Below are 20,415 nucleotides of genomic sequence, written 5' to 3' on the forward strand. Positions count from 1 at the left end.
CTCAGCCCTTGGCCACGGCACGCAGCCGGTCCACGACGTCGGCCCGCAGCTCGGCCGGTTCCAGTACGACCACGTCCGGGCCCAGCTCCACGAGCCAGGCGTCCAGGCCGTGCCCGTACGGGATCTCCAGCTCGTCCCAGCCCCCGCCCGCCTCACGCACGGACAGCGCGCGGGCGCGCAGCGGGTAGCCGTGGTCGGCGCGCAGCTTGATGCGCGCGGTGCCGGTGGCGGTCTCGCCCGCCCAGCTCTCCACCGTCTCCCGTACGGTCACGTGGTCGGGCACCTCGGCGGTGAACTTCCCCGCGCGCGAGCGGACCTTGCCGGTGATGCGGGAGAGCCGGAAGACCCGCTCGGCCTGCCGGTCGCGGTCCCAGCCGGCGAGATACCAGTGGCCGCGCCAGCATTCGAGGATCCACGGCTCCACCTGGCGCTGCTCGGGCCGGGCCGCGTTGGCCTTGCGGTAGTCGAAGACGATCGGGCGGCGGTCCCGGCAGGCCAGCATCAGCGGCTCGAAGGCCGCCTCGTGGGCGGGGATGCGCGGCTCCAGGGCGCTGTGCGGCTGGGCGGGGTCGTACGGGCCCTCGTCCTCCGCCGCCAGCGGCATGCCGGCGGCGCGCAGCTTCTGGAGTGCGCCGCTGGCCGCGCCCGCGAGCCGGGCCTGCTGCCAGATCTTCGCGGCCAGGCCGAGGGCCGCGGCCTCCTCGGCGTCCAGGGTGATCGGCGGGAGCCGGTTGGAGTCCCGGCGGGCCAGGTAGCCGGTATCCCCCTCCAGGCCCTCGACGGTCTCGATGACCATGCCGAGCTCGCGCAGGTCGTCCTTGTCTCGCTCGAACATGCGGTTGAACGCGTCGTCGCCCGCGCCCGCCGGACCGTCCCCCGGGCCGAACGCCTCGACGTACGCCTCGATGGATCCGCGCAACTCCCGCTTGGTGAGCGGGCGCCGGGTCCCCAGCAGGCACAGCGCCAGGTTCATCAGCCGCTCGGCCTTGGCAATGGCCATCGACGCCCTTTCTCTAGCTCCCGACCGATGACCGTACCGCTACCGGGAGCCGCTTCAAAAGCCGAGGGCCCATACCCCCGAGGGGGGCATGGGCCCTTAAGGCTCGCGCCACGCGCCGTGCCGGTGCCGCACAAGGACGCAACCGGCGTCCGGACACGGTGTCCGCGTGGGCGAAGATCAGCGCCGGACCGGTATCCGGTCGCGGACGCTCCGTCTCCGGCCGGTTCTCAGACCGAGACCAGGTCGCAGACGAAGATCAGCGTCTCGCCCGGCGCGATGCGGCCGCCACCGGCGCCGCGGTCGCCGTACGCGAGGTGCGCGGGGATGGTCAGCCGGCGGCGGCCGCCGACCTTCATGCCCTGCACGCCCTGGTCCCAGCCGGCGATGACCTGGCCGGCGCCCAGCTGGAACTGCAGCGGCTTGCCGCGGTTCCAGCTCGCGTCGAACTCCTCGCCGGTGCTGAAGGACACGCCGACGTAGTGGACGGAGACGGTGTCCCCCGCCTTGGCGACCGGCCCGTCACCCTCCCACAGGTCCACGATCTCCAGATCGGCGGGCGCGGGGCCCTCGGGGAAGTCGATCTCGGGCTTGTCGATGCTCACGTGTGTGCTCCTACGAACGAATCGTTCTACAACGCGGGACAGTCTCGCAGATGGCCGGGCCGTGATCATCGCGGCGGGCGGCGTACCGCCCCGGCGCCCTCAGAACGTGTCGAGGATGTCCACCGAGAAGACCAACGTCTGGTTGGCCAGCTCGCCGCCCTGCGGGCTCGTACCGTACCCGTCCTTGGGCGGCACGACGATCTCGACACGGTCGCCGACGTGCTTGCCGACCAGGGCCTTGTCCCAGCCCTTGACGACCGCGTTGGTGCCGATCTGGAAGGCGGTCGCGCCGCCGTGCTTCCAGGAGGAGTCGAACATCTTGCCGTCCTCCCACTTCACGCCCGTGTACTGCGCGATCAGGCCCTGCCCGGCCTTCACCTTCGGGCCGTCGCCCTTGATGAGCACCTGGCTCTTGGTCTCCTTGGGGGCCTTCTCGCCCTTGGGGACGGTGATCTTCGCGGGCTTCCGGCTCGGCGCCTTCACCTCCGGCATACCGGCCTCCGGCGCCGCCTGCTCGCCCTTCGCCTCGCCGTTCTTGTCGGCCTTCTTGGCGGCGACCACGTCGACGACCCAGACCAGGCCGTCGGTGGGCTTCACGCCCGCCTGCGGGTTCAGCTGGTCACCGATGATCGCCTTCGCGGTGCCCTCGATCTCGAAGCGGGTGCCGACCTTCTTGCCGGTCACCGCCTCCATCACCTTCGTCGGCAGCTCCCGGGTCGCCTGCCCGGCCACGCCGACGGACTGCGAACGCGGCGCGTCCGCCTTCGCGCCCGGCTGCTTGGTCCAGCTGCTGCCCAGCGACTGACCCTTCGTCATCTGGCCCACGAAGTCGAGCCGGACGAACTCACCCTTCTGCACGGTCGCGCCCTTGCCCTCGGAGAGGGTCTTCACGACCGCCTTGTCCGGCGCCTTGGCCTTCTTGTCGACCTTGATCTTGGGCTGCTCGCCGGCCTTGCCTTCCACCGACGCGACGCTCGCGCCGGAGCCCTCGTCGTCGGACCCGCACGCGGCGGTGAACAACAGGAGGGGCACGGCGATCGCCGCGGCCGCGGCACGGCGGGTGTTCTTCGTGAGCTTCATCAGTCCAACTCGGGCTAGAGGGGTGGGTGGGCAATGCCCGCCACTCTACGACCTGACCCCCACCGCAATTCCAGAGACAACACGGCAGGAGACAACACGGCGGTGTGCCCCGGCGCAAAGGCCGTTGACACACCGCCGTGCCACGAATCGGGTCACATTCCCGCGATGAGCTTCTCCACCCGGTCATCCACCGACCGGAACGGGTCCTTGCACAGCACCGTGCGCTGCGCCTGGTCATTGAGCTTGAGATGCACCCAGTCGACCGTGAAGTCCCTGCGCTGTTCCTGTGCCCGGCGGATGAAATCGCCGCGCAGTCTCGCCCGCGTCGTCTGCGGCGGCACGGACTTGCCCTCGAAGATCTTCAGATCGTTGCACACCCGGGCCGCCTGGCCCTTTTTCTCCAGGAGGTAGTACAGACCCCGGCGGCGGTGGATGTCGTGGTACGCGAGGTCTATCTGCGCCACCCTCGGGTGTGACATCGTGATGTTGTTCTTCGCGCGGTAACGGTCGATCAGCTGGTACTTCATGACCCAGTCGATCTCCGTCGCGATCCGGTCCAGCTGCTCGTCCCGGATCGCCTCCAGCGTGCGGCCCCACAGCTCCAGGACCCGCTCGACGGTGCCCGTGCGGATGCCGCGGCGGTCGCAGAAGTCCACCGCCTTCTCGTAGTACTCCTGCTGGACTTCGAGGGCCGACGCCTCCCGGCCGCTCGCCAGCCGCACCTTGCGCTGACCGGTGATGTCGTGGCTGACCTCGCGGATCGCCCGGATCGGGTTCTCCAGCGTCAGGTCCCGCATCACCGTGCCCGCCTCGATCATGCGCAGTACGAGGTCGGTGGCGCCGACCTTCAGCAGCATGGTCGTCTCGGACATGTTGGAGTCACCCACGATGACGTGCAGCCGGCGGTACCGCTCGGCGTCGGCGTGCGGCTCGTCACGGGTGTTGATGATCGGCCGGGAGCGGGTCGTCGCCGAGGAGACCCCTTCCCAGATGTGTTCGGCGCGCTGACTGACGCAGTACACCGCGCCGCGCGGGGTCTGCAGCACCTTGCCGGCGCCGCACAGCAGCTGACGGGTCACCAGGAACGGAATGAGGATGTCCGCGAGCCTGGAGAACTCCCCGTGCCGCGCCACGAGGTAGTTCTCGTGACACCCGTAGGAGTTTCCCGCCGAATCGGTGTTGTTCTTGAAGAGATAGACGTCTCCGGCGATTCCCTCCTCGTGCAGGCGGCGTTCGGCGTCGACGAGCAAGCCTTCGAGAATGCGCTCGCCGGCCTTGTCGTGGGTGACCAGCTCGGTCACGTTGTCGCACTCGGGAGTTGCGTATTCCGGGTGCGATCCCACGTCCAAGTACAGGCGGGCACCGTTCCGCAGGAAGACATTGCTGCTGCGGCCCCATGACACGACACGGCGGAAGAGGTACCGCGCCACTTCGTCAGGAGACAGGCGGCGCTGTCCCCTGAACGTACACGTGACGCCGTACTCGTTCTCCAGCCCGAAAATGCGGCGGTCCATGACTGAACATTACGCCTGATGGCCTGCTCTGAAACCGGGTTCGACAGCACCGTTTCGATCATTTTCCGCCTGGCCGCCACCCACCGGACGCATGCCGGACGGCAGCAGAAAACGCCGCGCCGCGACCATCACCGCCAGCGCGGCGACACCACCGCCGCCCGCGACCGCGAAACCCGCCGCCGCGCCGCCCAGCTCCACCGCCGGGCCCACCACTGACGTACCCACGGCGGCCCCCACTCCGAACGTCGTGACCAGCCACGAGAACGCCTCCGTCACCGTGCCGCGCGGCGCGTGCCGGTCCACCACGATGAACGCGCAGGCCAGCGCAGGCGCCAGGAACACCCCCGCGAGCCCCGTCAGCGCCGTCATCCCCGCCACTCCCGGGACCAGCGCCAACGGCAGATACCCGAGGGCCAGCAGCCCGATCAGTATCCGCAGCCGGTGCTCCGGCTCCCCCGGCCACTCCCGCGCCCCGTACACCACGCCGCCGATCAACGCCCCCACGCCCAGCGCCGACAGGAGATAGCTGGAAACCATCTGCCCGCCGTGCGTATCGGCGTACGCCACCGCCGCCACCGCGATCGAACCGAGCGCGAGCCCCACGAAGAAGAACGACCCGATGAGGACGAGCATGCCGCGCGAGCGCAGCGCCCCCAGCCAGTGCGCCTCACGCGGCGCGCTGCGCCACTGCCGGGACGGCGGCGAGACCACCACCGACAGCGCGCCCAGCACCCCCAGCGCGTTGATGACCAGCAGCGCCACCCGCTCGGACCACGCCGCCACGCTCAGCGTCACCAGCAACGGGCCCACCGCGAACATCACTTCCTGCGCCACCGCGTCCAGTGCGTACGCCGCGTGCACCCGCTCCGGGCGCTTCAGCACCCCCGGCCACAGCGCGCGCAGCCCGCCCTCCAGGGGCGGCGTGAAGAGCCCGGCCACCACCATGGCCGCGTACGCCGGCCACAGCGGGTCGATGCCGACAACGGCCAGCAGAACCATGCCCAGCGCCGACAGGACGGCCGCGGGCAGCATGACGCGCGGCTGGCCCCACAGGTCCACCGCGCGGCCCAGCAGCGGCTGTCCTACGGCCGTACAGAGGCCGTACACGGCCGAGAGCACCCCGGCCAGGGCGTAGCTGCCACCCTCGGCGCGGGTGAAGAGGACCACCGCCAGCGCCGCCGTCGCGTTCGGCAGCCGTCCGATCAAGGTGCCGGTCAGCAGCCGCGCCGCGTGGCGCGTCCTGAGCAACTCCGCGTAACCCGCGGCCATACCCACCCCTCTCCGCCGGCCGTCCGGGCCGGGTACGTCCAGTGTTACGTATAACGTCGCCCGCCATACGTACCATGGCCGCTGACCGCGGGTCCACCGCAATTGAGGTGGCGCGCGCACGAGGCAGGGCACGGCGCGCAGCCGCCGACACGAAAGGGCAGCCACACCAGTGACGGAGCAGGCGACCACGTCCGGACGCGTCACCAGCAAGGACGTGGCGCGCGCCGCCGGTGTCTCGCAGGCGGCCGTCTCTCTCGTACTCGGCGACAAATGGCGCGGCCGCGTCTCCCTGGCCAAGGCCGACGCCGTACGCGCCGCCGCCCGCGAGCTCGGCTACCGCCCCAACCTCGCGGCCCGCAGCCTCCGCCTCGGCCGCACCCGCACGGTCCTCCTCGTCGTCCCCGTCCTCACCACCGAATTCTTCGCCCGGGTCTATACGGGCGCCGCCCGCATCGCCGCCGACAGCGGCTTCGGCCTCGTTCTGTACCCCTCCCCCGAGGGCATCGGTCCGGCCCGCGACCCCTTCGACTCCGCCCGTGCCACCCTGGACGGCGTCATCGCCTCCTCCATGGCCACCGACGCGCTCACCGCCCTCTACGGCGAGGGCCTGCCCCTGGTCATGCTCGACAACGACCCCGACGACACACCGGCCGCCGCCACCGTCAACCTCGACATCGCCGACGGCGCCCGGCAGACCGCCCGCCACCTGCTCGGCCTCGGCCACCGCCGGCTGACCCACCTCGCCGCCGCCGTCGACTCCTGGACCTTCCGCCGCCGCGGGGACGCCCTCGCCGAAGCCGTGGCCGCCGTGCCCGGCGCGACCCTGGAGGTACAGGCCGCGCCGCTCGACGTCGACGCCGGGCTGCGCGCCGCGCACGCGGCACTGACCGCCCCGGGGCCCCGCCCCACCGCCCTGGTCTGCGACGACGACATCCTCGCCGCCGGCGCCTGCAAGGCCGCCCGCCGGCTCGGCCTGCGCGTCCCCGAAGACGTCTCCGTCACCGGCTTCGACGACCTCGCCCTGGCCACCGCCGTCGAACCGGAGCTGACCACCGTACGGCTGCCCGCCGAGGAGTTCGGCGCGGCCGGTATGCGCGCCCTGATCGACGTACTGGCCGGCCGGCCGCCCGCCGCGCCCACCACGCTCCCGGTCGAGCTGATCACCCGCGGCTCGACGGCCGCCCCGCCCCAGGGACGACACTCCTGAAGCACCCCTGAAACGCCGCGCGCCCCGGCGGGCTGTGAACCCACCGGGGCGGCGCGACGAACGAGCGGAGCACGCGCACTCCCGTGCGCGCTCCGTGCGGTACTTACTCCGCCGAGCCTTCCGAGCCCTCCGAGCGCTCGGATCCGGTGTCCTCGGCCGGCGTACCGGACTCCGACTCCTGGTCCTCGGCGGAACCCGCCTCGGTGGCCGACTCCGACGACCCCTCCGAAGCCAGCAGCCGGGACAGCTGACTGCCCAGCACCCGCTTGAACTTGCGCTGCTGCGGCCGCTTGCGGTCCAGGACCGCGACCTCCAGCTGCTCGGGGGTCAGCGTGCGCTCCCCGCCGTTGTTGTCCCGCGACAGCGACTCCACGGCGAGGTTCAGCGCCTCGCCCAGCGACATGCCGTCCCGGTGATGCTGATCGAGGTAAGTACTGATCTGATCGGCATTGCCGCCGACCGCGACCGAACCGTGCTCGTCCACGATCGAACCGTCATGCGGCAGGCGATAGATCTGATCGTCCTCGGAGGTGCTCCCCACCTCCGCGACCAGCAACTCCACCTCGTACGGCTTCTCGGCCGCGCTGGAGAAGATCGCACCGAGCGTCTGGGCATACGTATTCGCCAGCCCGCGCGCGGTCACGTCCTCACGGTCGTAGGTGTACCCCCGCAGATCGGCGTAGCGCACCCCACCGATCCGGAGGTTCTCGAACTCGTTGTATTTACCGACCGCCGCAAAGGCGATCCGGTCATAAATCTCACTGACCTTGTGCAGTGCACGGGAAGGATTCTCGGCGACGAAAACGACGCCGTCGGCATACTGCAGAGCGACGACACTGCGCCCGCGCGCGATGCCCTTGCGGGCGTACTCGGCGCGGTCCGCCATGGCCTGCTGGGGTGAGACATAGAACGGCGTCGACACCGGCTATCCGTCCCTTTCTGTCAATGGCTCTCTCACTGGCGAAAGCACCTCCGGATCATCCGTCATCCGCAAGTCCGCTGCCGCCCCGTCAGAGCAGCGCCGCCCGCGGACCGTCCGGCTGCTCCAGGCGCCGCTCGTGCACCGCACGGGCGATCCGGGAGACCTCGTCATCGGGGAGCCTCTTGAAACCCTCATCGGTGATCACCGTGACGATCGGGTAGATCCGCCGGCCCATGTCCGGGCCGCCGGTCGCCGAGTCGTCGTCCGCCGCGTCGTACAGCGCCTGCACGACCGCGGTCGCCGCTTCGCTCTCCGAGAAGTCGTTCCGGAAGAGCTTCTTCAGCGCGCTGCGCGCGAACACCGAACCGGAACCGGTCGCGGCGTACCCGTGCTCCTCCGACCGCCCGCCGGTCACGTCGTAGGAGAAAATACGGCCCTTCTCCCGGTCGACGTCGAACCCCGCGAACAGCGGCACCACGGCCAGGCCCTGCATGGCCATGCCGAGATTGCTGCGGATCATCGTCGAGAGGCGGTTCGCCTTGCCCTCCAGGGACAGCTGCGCGCCCTCGACCTTTTCGAAGTGCTCCAGCTCGAGCTGGAAGAGCTTCACCATCTCCACGGCGAGCCCGGCCGTACCGGCGATCCCGACCGCGCTGTACTCGTCCGCCGGAAAGACCTTCTCGATGTCGCGCTGCGCGATGACGTTGCCCATCGTCGCCCGGCGGTCACCGGCGAGCACCACACCCCCGGGGAACGACGCCGCCACGATGGTCGTCCCGTGCGGCGCCTCGATCGCCCCCTGCACGGGCGGCAGCGGCCGGTTCCCCGGCAGCAGCTCCGGCGAGTGCTCGCTGAGAAAGTCCATGAAGGAGGAGGACCCAGGCGTCAGGAAGGCAGCTGGTAGACGCCCGGTGCTTCGAGTATTGGCTTCCACACGTTTCCTTCCGGATACTCGGCCGCCCGCCCGAGGCGGCCGGCCGATCCTTGACTTGGCCCAGCGCTGCGCCGCAGCTGAAGCACGTTGCGCCCCGGACCTTGTGCATACCGTTTACATGATCCACATGCGGCGAAGCGCATCGCCGGGCGCCCCCGACCTTTCGTCGGGACGCGCCCTGGCGGAATGCGCGTTACTCTCCGCCCTTCTGAACAAATGAGCGAACGAAGTCCTCGGCGTTCTCCTCGAGCACGTCGTCGATCTCGTCCAGCACGGAGTCCACGTCGTCCGACAGCTTTTCCTGGCGTTCCTTGAGGTCCTCGGACGCTTCCGCGTCCTGGGTCTGCTCCTCGACCTCTTCGGTGGTACGCGAAGCCTTCTGCTGCCCGCCGCCGGTGTCCTTGGTCGCCATATCCCTCACCCCGCTCGGTTCGCCCCGCTCGATGTGACTGTCAAGATCAGACCCTACAAGCTGGGTCCGACATCGGCCCTGTACTTTCCCTCAACGTCCGGGACTCACCTTGATGATTCCCGCCGGGCGGACTTTTCAGCCGCCCGGCGGGCCCCGGATCGGTCACGATCGGACCGCGAATGGGCCGTGAGCGGCCCGTACGCGCGCTTGCCGCCTCAGCCGCCGGAGAGGACCCGGACCAGGTCCTCGGCGGTGCGACAGCGGTCCAGGAGCTCCTTGACGTGATTGCGGGTGCCGCGCAGCGGCTCCAGTGTGGGGACCCGCTGGAGCGAGTCGCGGCCCGGCAGATCGAAGATCACGGAGTCCCAGGAAGCCGCCGCGACATCGTCCGCGTACTGCTCGAGGCAGCGGCCCCGGAAGTAGGCCCGGGTGTCCTCCGGGGGCTTGATCTCCGCCCTCTCGACGTCCGCCTCGGTCAGCAGGCGCTTCATCTTGCCGCGCTCCGCCAGTCGGTTGTACAGGCCCTTGTCGGGCCGTACGTCGGCGTACTGGAGGTCGACCAGGTGCAGCCGGGCCGCGTCCCATTCCAGGTTGTCGCGGCGCCGGTAGCCCTCCATGAGCTCCCGCTTGGCGACCCAGTCCAGCGTGCCCGACAGGCTCATCGGGTCGTTCTCCAGCCGGCCCAGCACGTCCTCCCACCGGGTGAGGACGTCCTTGGTCTGCTCGTCCGCGTCGGCCCCGAAGCGCTCCTCCACGTACTTGCGCGCCAGCTCGTAGTACTCCATCTGGAGCTGCACAGCGGTGAGTGTCCGGCCGCTGCGGAGCGTGATCAGGTGCTGGAGGCTCGGGTCGTGGGAGACCTGGTGCAGGGTGCGTACGGGCTGGTCGACGGCGAGGTCGACGTTGATGAAGCCGTCCTCGATCATGGAGAGGACCAGCGCCGTCGAGCCCAGCTTCAGATACGTGGAGATCTCGGAGAGGTTCGCGTCGCCGATGATCACGTGCAGCCGGCGGTACTTCTCGGCGTCCGCGTGCGGCTCGTCGCGGGTGTTGATGATGGGCCGCTTGAGCGTCGTCTCCAGGCCCACCTCCACCTCGAAGTAGTCCGCGCGCTGGCTGAGCTGGAAGCCGTGCTCGTGGCCGTCCTGGCCGATGCCGACCCGCCCGGCACCCGTGACGACCTGCCGGGAGACGAAGAACGGGGTCAGGTGGCGCACGATGTCCGAGAAGGGGGTCTCCCGCTTCATCAGGTAGTTCTCGTGCGTGCCGTAGGAGGCGCCCTTGTTGTCGGTGTTGTTCTTGTAGAGGTGGATCGGCTGGGCGCCGGGGACCTGGGCGGCCTTCTCGGCGGCCTCGGCCATGATGCGCTCGCCGGCCTTGTCCCACAGGACGGCGTCGCGCGGGTTGGTGACCTCGGGAGCGCTGTACTCGGGGTGCGCGTGGTCGACGTAGAGCCGCGCGCCGTTGGTGAGGATGACGTTGGCCAGACCGATGTCCTCGTCCGTGAGCTGGCTGGAGTCCGCGTTCTCACGTGCGAGGTCGAAGCCGCGGGCGTCCCGCAGCGGGTTCTCCTCCTCGAAGTCCCAGCGGGCGCGGCGCGCCCGGTGCATCGCCGCCGCGTAGGCGTTGACGACTTGGGACGAGGTGAGCATGGCATTGGCGTTCGGGTGGCCGGGGACGGAGATGCCGTACTCCGTCTCGATGCCCATTACTCGCCGTACGGTCATGCGGCCCTCCTTGCCCGGCGGCGCCCCCTGCTGGGGTCGGCGCTCAAGTACCGCTGCGCTTCCGGTCCGTATGCGGTCCCCGCTTCCGCACTGTGTGGTGGTGCGGTGGTACCGAAGAGCCTAGAACGCCGATGCGGCGCTGGGGAGATCATTACAGTCATTGCTCCAGTCCGGTTTTCCCTGTTCCGCCGGGTGATCTCCAGGGTGCGTCCCGGCCCCTGGAAAGCGTCCGGCTGCGGACGCCCCGTCTGGGACATCCGCAGCCGGTGAGCGGTGTTACAGGTACTGCCCGGTGTTCGCCACCGTGTCGATGGAGCGACCGGTGTCCGCGCCTTGCTTGCCGGTGACCAGGGTGCGGATGTAGACGATCCGCTCGCCCTTCTTGCCGGAGATCCGGGCCCAGTCGTCCGGGTTGGTCGTGTTGGGCAGGTCCTCGTTCTCCTTGAACTCGTCCACACATGCCTGGAGCAGGTGGGCGACGCGGAGACCCTTCTGGTTCTGTTCGAGGAATGCCTTGATGGCCATCTTCTTGGCGCGTCCGACGATGTTTTCGATCATGGCGCCGGAGTTGAAGTCCTTGAAGTACAGGACTTCCTTGTCACCGTTGGCGTAGGTGACCTCCAGGAAGCGGTTCTCCTCGGATTCCGCGTACATCTGCTCGACGACCGACTGGATCATGCCGCTCACCGCGGCCTTCTTCGAGCCGGCGTGCTCGGCGAGGTCGTCGGAGTGCAGCGGGAGCCGGTCGGTGAGGTACTTCGAGAAGATGTCCTTGGCCGCTTCGGCGTCCGGACGCTCGATCTTGATCTTGACGTCGAGCCGGCCGGGCCGCAGGATCGCCGGGTCGATCATGTCCTCTCGGTTCGAGGCACCGATGACGATCACATTTTCCAGGCCCTCCACACCGTCGATCTCAGAGAGCAGCTGCGGGACGATGGTGTTCTCCACGTCCGAGCTGACGCCCGAGCCCCGGGTGCGGAAGAGGGAGTCCATCTCGTCGAAGAAGACGATGACGGGCGTGCCCTCGCTGGCCTTCTCCCTGGCCCGCTGGAAGACCAGGCGGATGTGCCGCTCGGTCTCGCCGACGTACTTGTTGAGGAGCTCGGGGCCCTTGATGTTGAGGAAGAAGCTCTTCCCCGCGGGCTTGCCGGTCACCTCGGCGACCTTCTTGGCGAGGGAGTTGGCGACCGCCTTGGCGATGAGCGTCTTGCCGCAGCCGGGCGGGCCGTAGAGCAAGACGCCCTTGGGCGGGCGCAGTTCGTGCTCCTTGAACAGATCGGGGTAGAGATACGGGAGCTCGACGGCGTCCCGGATCAGCTCGATCTGGCCGCCCAGACCGCCGATCTTGGTGTAGTCGATGTCCGGTACCTCTTCGAGGACCAGCTCTTCGACCTCGCTCTTGGGAATGACTTCATAGACGTAGCCGGAGCGGGGCTCGAGAAGCAGGGCGTCGCCGGGGCGGATGGTGACGTCCATCAGAGGCTCGGCGAGCCTCACCACCCGTTCCTCGTCGGTGTGCCCGATGACCAGGGCGCGCTCGCCGTCCTCAAGGATTTCCTTGAGGGTGACGATGTCCCCGGCGCTCTCGAACTCCATGGCTTCGACCACGTTGAGCGCTTCGTTGAGCATGACCTCCTGGCCACGCCTGAGCTCTACGAGCTCGACGCTCGGGCTGACGTTCACCCGGAGCTTTCGGCCTCCGGTGAAAATGTCGGCCGTGCCGTCCTCGTTCGCCTGCAGGAAGACACCGAAGCCGGCCGGCGGCTGTGCGAGCCGGTCGACCTCCTCCTTGAGTGCGACGATCTGGTCGCGGGCCTCACGGAGTGTGTTGGCGAGTCGCTCGTTCTGAGCCGAAACGCCGGCCAGGTTGGTCTGCAGCTCGACGATCCGCTCTTCGAGAATCCTCGTGTGACGCGGAGAGTCGGCGAGCTTGCGTCGCAGGACGGCGATCTCCTGCTCGAGATAGGCAACCTGGCCGGCAGGGTCTTCAGACCCCCGCCCCGGCCGGATGCCGCGGTTGATGTCGTCGTCGTGGGCTGCCACGGTCCTCACCTCCTCCAAGGGGAGCTGGACGCTTCCTGACCCTACCTGGGCCGGTGCAGGTTGAAACCCCTAGATCGAAAAGACTGTCGGGGTGTGTCCGATCTTCACCCTTGCGCACGTCCTCACCCTGGGGTGATACCCACCCGACAACATCGGAAAGCGACCGGTTGTATCGTCGACACGGTCAACACCCGTCAGTGCTGGCACTACTTAGACAACATCGGTTAAACGTACGCAGGAACGGCAGGCGAGATGAGCGCCCAGGAAGAAGCCACCGAGCTCGAGGTCTGGATCGACCAGGACCTCTGCACCGGCGACGGCATCTGCGCGCAGTACGCGCCGGAGGTCTTCGAGCTCGACATCGACGGGCTGGCGTACGTGAAGAGCGCCGACGACGAGCTGCTGCAGGCGAAGGGCGCCACGACTCCGGTCCCGTTGCCGCTGCTCAACGACGTGCGGGACTCCGCGAAGGAGTGCCCCGGCGACTGCATTCACGTGCGCCGCGTGTCGGACAAGGCCGAGGTGTACGGGCCCGACGCCGAGTAACCGGAGGCCGGGCGGCCGTACGGCGAGCAGTCGGCCGAGCGGCCCGGCGACAGGGAGCAACGGACCGTGTCCGGCCGGAAACCGACGGCCGGACACGTAGCGAAACCGCGGACACCTCGTGATGCCGCGGTCACGCAACGGCGCGATCAGACCCCGCGGGCGGGGGGAAGCTCGCCCCCGTCGCTCTCCGCGACGGAAATTTCGCTCTGGACGAACTTGCCGTTCTGCCAAGTCCACTTGGCGCCCTTGTGGACATCGGGGCAGCAGCGCGGCACGTCGGTGCTGGAGTATCCCGAGAGCGTGGCGCTCAGCGCACGGCCGGTCAGTGTGAGGTCCTGCACATTCAGCTTGTCGGCGGGGTCGACGAGGGTGGCCACGACGCGCGGCGCGGCGCCTTTCACGGACGGCGCGGCGAGGACGTACACGCCGCTGGGCGGGGTGCCCATCTCGGCGTGGCAGCGGACCACGGCGACGGTCTCGGGGCCGCCGTCGCCGTCGAGGTCGCCGGAGAGCTTGTCCGTCACATCGACCTTGTTCGGTCCGCAGTCGAGCGGGTAATGGGCGGCGCGGGCGTCCGGAGCGGTGGCCGCGGGGGCGGAGCGGCCGGCGGTCGAGGTCGCGGCGGAGGCGGTGGAGACCGCGGCGCCGGCGGGCTGGACGAAGGAGGCCAGGGCCACCACACCCGCGACAGCGGTCGCGGTGGCGAGCCACTGCATGGGGGTCGTGCCGGTGTGCGGAAGGTCCGGGCCTGCCAAGGACTGCACGCGGAATAACTCCTGGGAAGAGCTGTGGCGGTGGGGGTTGCCCGGCATCGTTCCACACGACGCCCCGCCACGGAACCAACAAGTCCGGACCAAGAAGAAAACTTGAGGAACTCGGTCCTTGCCTTGGGAACGCGGGGCCCACGCCGGTGGTTCCCGGCTGTCCGGAAACGCTTCGGCGCCGCCGGGTTCCCGTGGGGGAACTCACCGGCGGCGCCGCGCGGTTCGGTACGGCTGCGAGCGCGTCAGCTCTCGGCGGCGTCCTGGCCGGCCTCGTCCCGCTGCTCGCGTTCCTTCTTCTCGCGGAGCTTCTGGGCCGGGGTCTTGTGCACCGGCTGCTCCTCGGCGGGAGCGGACTGGCCACCGGGGCCGCTGTAGTCCTCGCCGTACGCGCCCTTGGCGGGCCGGCGGCGGCGCAGCGGCGGCTCCACGCCGTCCGCGAGGCGGCGGGCGGTGAGCAGGAAGCCGGTGTGGCCGATCATGCGGTGGTCGGGGCGGACGGCCAGGCCCTCGACGTGCCAGGTGCGGACCATGGTCTCCCAGGCCGACGGCTCGTTGAAGGTGCCGTGCTCGCGGATGGCCTCGACGGTGCGCGCCATCTGTGTGGTCGTGGCGACGTACGCGCAGAGGATGCCGCCGGGGACGAGCGCCTTGGATACGGCGTCCAGGCACTCCCAGGGGGCGAGCATGTCCAGGATGACGCGGTCGACGTCGGTGTCGGAGAGGTTGTCCTGGAGGTCACCGACGGTGAGCGTCCAGGCGGGGTGCGGGCCCCCGAAGTACCGCTCGACGTTCTGGGTGGCGATCTCGGCGAAGTCGGCGCGCCGCTCGTAGCTGTGCAGCATGCCCTGGTCGCCGATGGCGCGCAGCAGGAAGCTGCTGAGCGAGCCGGATCCCACTCCCGCCTCGACGACGCGGGCGCCGGGGAAGATGTCGGCCATCGCCAGGATCTGCCCCGCGTCCTTGGGGTAGACCACGGCGGCACCGCGGGGCATGGACAGGACGTAGTCGGGGAGCAGGGGGCGCAGCGCGAGGTAGGCGACGTTCCCGGTGGTACGGACAACACTGCCCTCGGGAGCGCCGATCAGCTCGTCGTGGGGGAAGGCTCCCTTGTGGGTGTGGAAGCTCTTCCCCGCTTCGAGCGTGAACGTGTAGTGGCGACCCTTGGGATCGGTGAGCTGGACCTGGTCCCCGACCTTGAAGGGCCCGCGACGGCGGGCGGCACCGGTCGGTTCGGACATGTGACCAGCCTACCGGGCGTGCGGAGCGCTCCGTACCAGGGCGGGTCCGGGGGTGGGCGGCGCTGCGCTACGGGGGCGGTCGAACACCCGCGGCCCCCCAGCAGGGGGTTACCCAGGAGAGGCGGGGGATTACCCAGGAGAGGCGGGGGATTACCCGGGCGGGGCGGCGGAATGCGGCGGGAAGTGCGGCGTGGAGTCGCTCAGGACGGGCGGGCCATTGCCGCCACGAAGGCCTTCTCGACGTCGGCGGTGGAGAGCACGCCGTAGATCTCGCCGGTGTCCTCCACGACGAGGTACTCGGTCGCCGGGGTGGCGCGGAGGTGGTCCAGCAGGTCCTCGCCGGCCAGCTCGGCCGGGACCCGCATGCCCTCCTTGAGGTCCTGGGCGAGGCCGCTGACGGCGACCCAGGGGCGGCGGTGTTCCGGGATGCCCACGATGGCGGCCTCGCGGACGACGGCGGTGGGCACGCCGTGCCCGTCGACGACGACCAGCGCGCGGGCGCCCGCGTCGTTGGCCCGGCGCAGCGCCTCGGAGAGCGGCGTGTGCGACTCCACGGGGACGGCGCGCCGGGTGAGCGCACGGGCGCGGAGGTCCGGGAGGTGCGCGCGGAGCCGGGCCATGCGCAGGCTGTTGCCGGCGCCGGTCCAGATGATCGCGGCGAGGATCGCGGCGAGCAGGGCGTCGGTGAGGGAGTCGACGCCGCCGATGTCGGGGCGTTCGTTGCCCAGCGCCCCGGTGTGGGTGAGCAGCGGCAGTCCGACGAGGACGGCGACGGCGAGCGCGCGGCCGACCCAGGCGGCGGCGACGGTGCCGGTCATCGGCTTGCCGCTGATGGCCCAGACGACGGCGCGGAGCATCCGGCCGCCGTCGAGCGGGAGCCCGGGCAGCAGGTTGAAGATCGCGACGATGAGGTTGGAGATCATCAGGCCGGCGACCAGGACGCCGGGGACGGTGCCGGGCTCGACGAGGTACATCGCGCCGTAGAAGACGCCGGCCAGCACGAGGGAGAGCAGCGGGCCGACGAAGGCGAGGACGAATTCGCGGCCGGGGGTCTCGGACTCCTTCTCGATCTCCGAGACGCCACCGAAGAACTGGAGCTGGATACGGCGCACGGGGAGCTTGAAGCGGAGCGCGGCGACGGTGTGCGCCAGCTCGTGCACCAGGACGGAGGCGTAGAAGGCGACGGCGAAGAAGAGGGAGACGAGGTAGCGGGCGCCGCCGAGCTCGGGCAGTACGCGTTCCAGCTGGCCGCCGAAGACCCAGGTGATGAGGGCCGCGACGAGGAACCAGCTGGGGGCGACGTACACGGGGACGCCGAAGGGCTTGCCCATGAGGATGCCGCCGCCGAGACCGCGGCGTCCGTTGGCGGCGCCGTTGACGGAGCCGGGCGTGGCGCCGCGGCGCGGCTTCCCGGACGCGTTCCCGGCAGCGGTGCCGGGCGCGCTCTCCGCGGCCGTACCGGGCGTGTCGGTGTCCTCCCGCGGTGCTTCCGGGGAGCGCGGGGTGCCGCTCGGCTCGTCCGGTGCCCGCTCGGGCAGGTCCTTTCCGGCCTCCGGCGCCGCCTCCTGGGCAGTGTCCGGTGCGGTGGCGGACTCCTGGGCGTCCTGCGGGCCCTGCGGCTTCCCGCTCTCGTCCACGGTGTCCCCTCGTCGGTGTACGGCCTTCGCCCGTGACCGGCCTGTCCGGTCCGATACCACGATCATGCAGGGCGAAGCGGTCCGCCGTCGATGGTATGCGGAGTGTTGTCAGTGGCGGGCCGTAGGGTCTAGGGCTATGGACACGAGCACCGAGAAGGCCGTACGGGCCGCGCCTGCCCCGGCGCGCCCGGTGGCGCTGTCGCCCTCCCGCGCGAGCGACTTCATGCAGTGCCCGCTGCTGTACCGCTTCCGGGTGATCGACAAGCTGCCGGAGAAGCCCAGCGAGGCGGCGACGCGGGGCACGGTGGTGCACGCGGTCCTGGAGCGGCTCTTCGACGCGCCGGCGACGGAGCGTACGGCGCCTAGCGCGCGGGCGATGGTCCCCGGGGAGTGGCACAAGCTCCTGGAGAAGCGTCCCGAGCTGGCGGAGCTGTTCGCGGACGATCCGGAGGGCGAGCGCCTCGCGCGCTGGCTGTCGGACGCCGAGGCGCTGGTGGAGCGGTGGTTCACGCTGGAGGACCCGACGCGCCTGGAGCCGGCCGACCGCGAGCTGTACGTGGAGACGATGCTGGAGTCGGGGCTGCGGCTGCGCGGCTTCATCGACCGGGTGGACGTGGCGCCGACGGGCGAGGTGCGGCTGGTCGACTACAAGACGGGCAAGGCGCCCCGCCCGGAGTACAGCGAGGGCGCGCTCTTCCAGATGAAGTTCTACGCGCTGGTGCTGTGGCGGCTGCGCGGGCTGGTGCCGCGCCGGCTGCAGCTGGTCTATCTGGGCAGCGGTGACGTGCTGACGTACGACCCGTCCGAGGCGGACCTGCGCGGAGTGGAGCGCAAGCTCCTGGCGCTGTGGGACGCGATCCAGAAGGCGACGGACTCGGGCGACTGGCGGCCGCGCCCGACGAAGCTGTGCAACTGGTGCGACCACCAGGCGGTGTGTCCGGAATTCGGCGGCACTCCCCCGCCATATCCCTTGGCGAAGGAGCCCTCGGCGAAGGATCCGCTTCCGGTGATCCCCGGACCGCCGTCCGGTGACGCCGCTGCGGGGCAGAATGGGGCCGCAGGCCAATCGAAGGAGAGTTCGTGACTATCCGCGTCCTGCTGGTCGACGACCAGCCGCTGCTGCGTACGGGCTTCCGGATGATCCTGGAAGCCGAGCAGGACCTCGCGGTCGTCGGCGAGGCCGGTGACGGCATGCAGGCGCTGGATCAGGTGCGGGCGCTGCAGCCCGATGTGGTGCTGATGGACATCCGCATGCCGCGGATGGACGGGGTGGAGGCGACCCGCCGGATCACGGGCCCGGCGAAGGACGGCCCGGCGAAGGTCCTGGTGCTGACGACGTTCGATCTGGACGAGTACGTCGTGGAGGCGCTGCGGGCCGGTGCCAGCGGCTTCCTGCTGAAGGACGCCCCGGCGAACGAGCTGGTGCAGGCGATCCGGGTGGTGGCGGCGGGCGAGGCGATGCTCGCGCCGAGCATCACGCGCCGGCTGCTGGACAAGTACGCGACGCATCTGCCGTCGGGCGAGGAGCCGGTGCCGGACGCGCTCGGCACGCTCACCGAGCGCGAGGTGGAGGTGCTGAAGCTGGTCGCGCGGGGCCTGTCGAACGCGGAGATCGCGGCGGATCTGTTCGTGAGCGAGACGACGGTGAAGACGCACGTGGGGCATGTGCTGACGAAGCTGGGCCTGCGGGACCGGGTGCAGGCGGCGGTGTACGCGTACGAGAGCGGGCTGGTGCGCCCCGGCGCGCAGTAGGGCCGCCAACGGAGGAAGGCCCGGCGCGGTCCCCATGGCAGGGCGAAGGCCCGGCGCGAGCGATCGCGCCGGGCCTTTCCCGTGCCGTCGCGGCCGAAGGCCGCGGGCCGGCTACTCCTCGGCGCTCTTGCTGATCTCCCAGAAGCGGAAGACCGTCGAGGAGTCCAGCGTCCACTCCAGGCCGGAGACGGTGTCCCGGGCGACGGCGTACTGCTTGCCCTGCCACAGCGGGATGAGCGGCAGTTGGTCGGCGACGATCTGCTGGACCTCGCGGTAGTCCTTCTTGGTGGCGCCGCGGTCGGGCTCGGCCGCGGTCCTGGGCAGCAGGCTGCCGGTGATGCGCGAGGAGTCGAAGCCGTTGTTCAGGACGTTGCCCTTGCCGAAGAAGGGCTGGGTGAAGTTGTCGGGGTCCGGGTAGTCCGGGACCCAGCCCTTGACGTACACGCCGTACTTGCCGGCGGCGACGCCCTTCTCGTAGTCCTCGAACGGCACGCTCTTGACCTTGGCGTCGAAGAGGCCGCTGGCGTTGAGCTGCTGGGCGAGTTCTTGGAGGGCCGCGTCGGTGTCGGGGCCGTACCGGGTCGGGGTGGACCAGAGCGTGACCTTGGCCTTGCCCTGGACGCCGGCGGAGCGCAGCGCCGCCTCGGCCTTGTCGCGCTGCGGGCGGGAGCCGTAGGTGTCGAAGAAGGCCGTGGTGTGGCCGGTGATGCCGGCCGGGACGATGGAGAAGAGCGGCTCGACGGTGCGCTGGTAGACGTCGCGGACCAGGGAGGCGCGGTCGATGGTGTACGCCATGGCCTTGCGGACGCCGAGCTTGCCGACGACCGGGTCCTTCATGTTGAAGACCAGGTGCATGACCTCGGCGCTGTCGCCCTCGACGACCTGGGTGTGGCCGCTGTCGACGGCGTGGTCGAGGTCGGCGATGTCCTTGTTGGCGAGGCCGCGGTAGGCCAGGTCGATCTTCCCGTCCTGGACGGCGTGCTTCAGGGCCGTCTGGGAGTCGAAGAACTTCATGGTCATGCCGGAGTTCTTGACCTTCGCGGGGCCCTTGTAGGACCCGTTGACGGAGAAGACGGCCTGCTTGGTGCCGTAGCTGTCGAGCTTGTAGACGCCGGAGCCGATGGCCTCGCCGTCGGTGCGGAGCTTGTCGGCCGGGTATTCCTTGCGGTCGACGATGGAGCCGGCGCCGGAGGCGATCTTCATGGGGAAGGTCGCGTCGGGCGTCTTGAGGTGGAAGACGACAGTCTTCTCGTCGGGGGTGTCGATCTTGTCGAGCCCGGCGAGCATGACGGCGGGGCCGTTCTTGTCGTTGATCCGCAGGGTGCGGTCGAAGGAGTACTTCACGTCCTTGGACGTGAGGGCGTCCCCGTTGCTGAACTTCAGGCCGTCCTGCAGCCTGCAGCGGTAGACCTTGCTGCTGTTGTCGGTGAAGGTGCAGCTCTTGGCGGCTTCCGGCTGGGGCGTGGTGCCGCCCTTGGGGAAGCTGATCAGGGACTGGAAGACGTTGTTGAACAGCAGCCAGGAGCCGGGGTCGTAGCCGGACGCCGGGTCGATCGACTGGACCTTGTCCGTCATGCCCATGACCACGGGTTCACCGACCCCGGCACCCTCGTCGTCGCCCGAGCCGCAGCCTGCCAGCAGGGCTGCGGCCAGCCCCGCACACAAGGGGGCGGCGAGCAGCTGGTCACGTTTCCTCACGTGCGCGTTCCTCACAGTTGGTGTCGCGGTTGCCTGCCGACGAGGCCGTCGGCCGATGAGCGGGGAACCC

Annotated in this window: 18 protein-coding genes; 4 read left to right on the top strand and 14 right to left on the bottom strand. The window is 70.0% G+C overall.

Translation table 11 applies throughout. The annotated features are described in order from the left end of the window. Position 1: 1 nt before the first annotated feature. From ABT381_RS09310 to ABT381_RS09330, 5 genes are all read right to left on the bottom strand, one after another. Entirely contained in the window at positions 2–1,000 is a 999-nt protein-coding gene (locus tag ABT381_RS09310; RefSeq protein ID WP_351590152.1) for a helix-turn-helix transcriptional regulator, read from the bottom strand. 227 nt (positions 1,001–1,227) lie between these two features. Beyond that, on the bottom strand, positions 1,228–1,602 hold the full coding sequence (locus ABT381_RS09315; protein ID WP_351590155.1) for an FKBP-type peptidyl-prolyl cis-trans isomerase: 375 nt from the start codon (positions 1,600–1,602) through the stop codon (positions 1,228–1,230). 99 nt (positions 1,603–1,701) lie between these two features. After that, complete coding sequence (locus tag ABT381_RS09320) at positions 1,702–2,682, bottom strand: FKBP-type peptidyl-prolyl cis-trans isomerase (protein WP_351590158.1); 981 nt, start codon at positions 2,680–2,682, stop codon at positions 1,702–1,704. 152 nt (positions 2,683–2,834) lie between these two features. Continuing rightward, positions 2,835–4,196 (bottom strand): Pup--protein ligase, encoded by a 1,362-nt coding sequence (pafA, locus tag ABT381_RS09325; RefSeq protein WP_351590161.1) that lies wholly within the window; start codon positions 4,194–4,196, stop codon positions 2,835–2,837. Positions 4,197–4,205: 9 nt separating this feature from the next. Further along, complete coding sequence (locus ABT381_RS09330) at positions 4,206–5,465, bottom strand: MFS transporter (RefSeq protein ID WP_351590164.1); 1,260 nt, start codon at positions 5,463–5,465, stop codon at positions 4,206–4,208. 169 nt (positions 5,466–5,634) lie between these two features. Here ABT381_RS09330 and ABT381_RS09335 point away from each other — a divergent pair, with 169 nt between their 5' ends. Then, positions 5,635–6,672: a LacI family DNA-binding transcriptional regulator gene (locus ABT381_RS09335; protein WP_351590167.1), complete on the top strand. Its 1,038-nt coding sequence runs from the start codon at positions 5,635–5,637 to the stop codon at positions 6,670–6,672. 103 nt (positions 6,673–6,775) lie between these two features. Here ABT381_RS09335 and prcA read toward each other — a convergent pair whose 3' ends face one another. From prcA to arc, 5 genes are all read right to left on the bottom strand, one after another. Next, entirely contained in the window at positions 6,776–7,594 is an 819-nt protein-coding gene (gene prcA, locus ABT381_RS09340) for a proteasome subunit alpha (RefSeq protein WP_351590170.1), read from the bottom strand. Between the two features lie 88 nt (positions 7,595–7,682). Then, positions 7,683–8,528, bottom strand: coding sequence for a proteasome subunit beta (prcB, locus tag ABT381_RS09345; RefSeq protein ID WP_351590173.1), 846 nt, complete (start codon positions 8,526–8,528; stop codon positions 7,683–7,685). 193 nt (positions 8,529–8,721) lie between these two features. After that, positions 8,722–8,940 (bottom strand): ubiquitin-like protein Pup, encoded by a 219-nt coding sequence (locus tag ABT381_RS09350; RefSeq protein ID WP_030616454.1) that lies wholly within the window; start codon positions 8,938–8,940, stop codon positions 8,722–8,724. Positions 8,941–9,155: 215 nt separating this feature from the next. Next, positions 9,156–10,667: a depupylase/deamidase Dop gene (gene dop / locus ABT381_RS09355; RefSeq protein ID WP_351590177.1), complete on the bottom strand. Its 1,512-nt coding sequence runs from the start codon at positions 10,665–10,667 to the stop codon at positions 9,156–9,158. 276 nt (positions 10,668–10,943) lie between these two features. Beyond that, positions 10,944–12,710: a proteasome ATPase gene (gene arc / locus ABT381_RS09360; protein ID WP_351590180.1), complete on the bottom strand. Its 1,767-nt coding sequence runs from the start codon at positions 12,708–12,710 to the stop codon at positions 10,944–10,946. Positions 12,711–12,962: 252 nt separating this feature from the next. Here arc and ABT381_RS09365 point away from each other — a divergent pair, with 252 nt between their 5' ends. Further along, a complete protein-coding gene (locus ABT381_RS09365; RefSeq protein WP_351590183.1) occupies positions 12,963–13,256 on the top strand; it encodes a ferredoxin in 294 nt (97 codons plus the stop codon). 146 nt (positions 13,257–13,402) lie between these two features. Here the strand turns inward: ABT381_RS09365 and ABT381_RS09370 are convergent, their stop codons facing one another. The 3 genes from ABT381_RS09370 to ABT381_RS09380 form a co-directional block, all read right to left on the bottom strand. Continuing rightward, positions 13,403–14,020: a hypothetical protein gene (locus ABT381_RS09370; RefSeq protein WP_351590186.1), complete on the bottom strand. Its 618-nt coding sequence runs from the start codon at positions 14,018–14,020 to the stop codon at positions 13,403–13,405. 242 nt (positions 14,021–14,262) lie between these two features. Then, complete coding sequence (locus tag ABT381_RS09375) at positions 14,263–15,258, bottom strand: tRNA (adenine-N1)-methyltransferase (protein WP_351590189.1); 996 nt, start codon at positions 15,256–15,258, stop codon at positions 14,263–14,265. A 200-nt stretch (positions 15,259–15,458) separates the two neighbouring features. Continuing rightward, entirely contained in the window at positions 15,459–16,895 is a 1,437-nt protein-coding gene (locus tag ABT381_RS09380) for a site-2 protease family protein (protein ID WP_351590192.1), read from the bottom strand. Between the two features lie 136 nt (positions 16,896–17,031). Between ABT381_RS09380 and ABT381_RS09385 the strand changes: the two genes are divergently transcribed. Both ABT381_RS09385 and ABT381_RS09390 read left to right on the top strand, forming a co-directional pair. Next, positions 17,032–17,979 (top strand): RecB family exonuclease, encoded by a 948-nt coding sequence (locus tag ABT381_RS09385; RefSeq protein ID WP_351590195.1) that lies wholly within the window; start codon positions 17,032–17,034, stop codon positions 17,977–17,979. Continuing rightward, positions 17,976–18,647 (top strand): response regulator, encoded by a 672-nt coding sequence (locus tag ABT381_RS09390; protein WP_030252059.1) that lies wholly within the window; start codon positions 17,976–17,978, stop codon positions 18,645–18,647. Before ABT381_RS09385 ends, ABT381_RS09390 begins: the two co-directional genes overlap by 4 nt. Before the next feature lie 111 nt (positions 18,648–18,758). Here the strand turns inward: ABT381_RS09390 and ABT381_RS09395 are convergent, their stop codons facing one another. Further along, positions 18,759–20,345 (bottom strand): ABC transporter substrate-binding protein, encoded by a 1,587-nt coding sequence (locus tag ABT381_RS09395; protein WP_351590199.1) that lies wholly within the window; start codon positions 20,343–20,345, stop codon positions 18,759–18,761. Between the last annotated feature and the right edge of the window lie 70 nt (positions 20,346–20,415).

Source organism: Streptomyces sp. NPDC000151 (assembly GCF_040301705.1).
GTDB lineage: Bacteria > Actinomycetota > Actinomycetes > Streptomycetales > Streptomycetaceae > Streptomyces.